Consider the following 1,932-nt stretch of genomic DNA (forward strand, 5'->3'; position numbering starts at 1 on the left):
GGTGGCAAGTGCTGCAAGCCGGGTCCGCTGTGCGGTGGCGGGCAGTGCTGCGAGGGGGAGCTATGCACGTCGACCGGTTGCTGCCCCCAGAGCCAGTACAACACGGCGACGATGAGCTGCTGCCCGCAGGGGGGTGAGGCCTGCAAGGTGAAAGTCTGGCCACCGCCGGGCCTTGAGGGCGACCCCGAGCCCTACATCGTCGAGCAATGCTGCCCGCCCGGCCAGATCTGCCTCGAGGAAGCCTGCTGCACACTCGGGGACTGCTGCAGGAACAACGCGGACTGCTCTCCCGGCACACATTGCGACAAGAATAAATGCTGTCCCCAGGGAAAGAAGGCAAAATTCAATGACAGCTCAGGGAAGATGGACTGTGTCTGACTCGATCGAAGCGTTCTCGTGGGCGCCGGTGCCCCGCCATGGCGGATTTTCAGGTGCTGCTGAATGAACACTCCCAGCGAATGATGCAGATCCATTCTCTCCCGGCCGGACCTCGCATCTGAAGGCAATTCCACAGCGAAAGGGGCCACGTGATGGCTACGCTCACACTGAATAGAATCTACTGCCACCACACCACGTCGGGTCCCGGCGACGACGACGTCTACATCAAGGTCGACGGCCTCAGGGTCTGGGGCGAAGCAGAGATGGGAGACGAAGACGGGGAGGACATCGACGTCTCGAAGAATTTCGGAACGAAGGTGAAGGTTTCCGTCTGGGACGCGGACGACGCACCGAGTCCCGACGACTTCCTCGGCGCCTTCTGGGCTCACAAGAGCCAGGCCAACACCGGAGAGCAAGCGGAAGTCCTGACCGGCGACGGCTCGTACTACGACATCTACTACGAGGTCAGTTGACGATCTGATCCTGCGCTGTGCAGGAAACGCCCAACCGATGTCACCCCTCAACCAGGGATCGGCTCCACTCGGTGAAGCGCCCCCTGCGCGGCCGGGGAGGGCGCGACAGGCCTTCCCTTACCGATCAGCACCTCGCGCACACCAGGCGAGCGGGTCCGGCTGGATCGGACATCGACCTCGAGCCGAGCGAACATCGAAACGCGGTTCCAGCCGCCGGTCGTCCTCGCGCCGGCGAGCCCCGCTCTCCCGCCCGGCGCCAGCGGTGAGAAAAACGCGGCGGGAGAGCGCACGGCGTGCACGCAACTGTAAGGCACCAGCCGGACGGCCGGGACGGGACGCAAGCGTTCACCAGCAGCGCCACGAAGCGGTCTTCCAGACCGGTCCGGACAGGAGGAGGTCGGCTGACATGCCCGTCCCGACCGCTACGGCGGACGCCTCTCTGTACCGTACGAGCGGCGCCTACCGCTCACCCCACGGCCAGGGCGCCTACCGCTCACCCCACGGCCAGGTTCACTCCAGCCCCGGGGTGACGCTGGCTGACAGCTGTTACAGCGACTGCATGAAGGATTGCGACCCGCAGGACCCCGTGGAGAAGCTCGAATGCAAGGCGCATTGCAATCAGCAGTGCACCCGGCCTCCACCTTGTTTGGGAGAACTCTGCCTGTTCGGTCCGCAGCGCCGCTGCTGTCCCCACGGAACCACCTGCTGCTATGGCTACGAGTACCCATCAGCGCGCCAGATCATCGGCTGTTGTTCGCCCGGGTGGGAATGCTGCGGGGAAGGCAAGTGCTGTGAACCCGGGCACTCTTGTTGTGCTCCGCGCGGGTTTGGTCCGAGCAGGTGCTGTCCACCAGGCCAGAAATGCTGCGACGGCGTGTGCTACACGCCAGGTCAAGGGACGGTGTGCACGGGAGACGGAACTGTTTGTCCTCAGGACAACGCCTGTGGCGAACGGTGCTGTCTCCCAGGGGAGAAATGTATAGGTGGCAAGTGCTGCAAGCCGGGTCCGCTGTGCGGTGGCGGGCAGTGCTGCGAGGGGGAGCTATGCACGTCGACCGGTTGCTGCCCCCAGAGCCAGTAC

1 protein-coding gene is annotated in these 1,932 nt (G+C 64.5%); it reads left to right on the top strand.

Annotated elements, in window-relative coordinates; genetic code table 11:
- Positions 1-530 precede the first annotated feature (530 nt).
- On the top strand, positions 531-851 hold the full coding sequence (locus ADL34_RS33600) for a hypothetical protein (RefSeq protein WP_159039021.1): 321 nt from the start codon (positions 531-533) through the stop codon (positions 849-851).
- Positions 852-1,932: the final 1,081 nt, after the last annotated feature.

Source organism: Streptomyces sp. NRRL WC-3605 (assembly GCF_001509795.1).
Classification (GTDB): Bacteria; Actinomycetota; Actinomycetes; order Streptomycetales; family Streptomycetaceae; genus Streptomyces; species Streptomyces viridochromogenes.

Excerpts from the sequence above, each read along its gene's own strand:
- ADL34_RS33600 (WP_159039021.1), top strand. The coding sequence starts at position 531 with ATGGCTACGCTCACACTGAATAGAATCTACTGCCACCACACCACGTCG.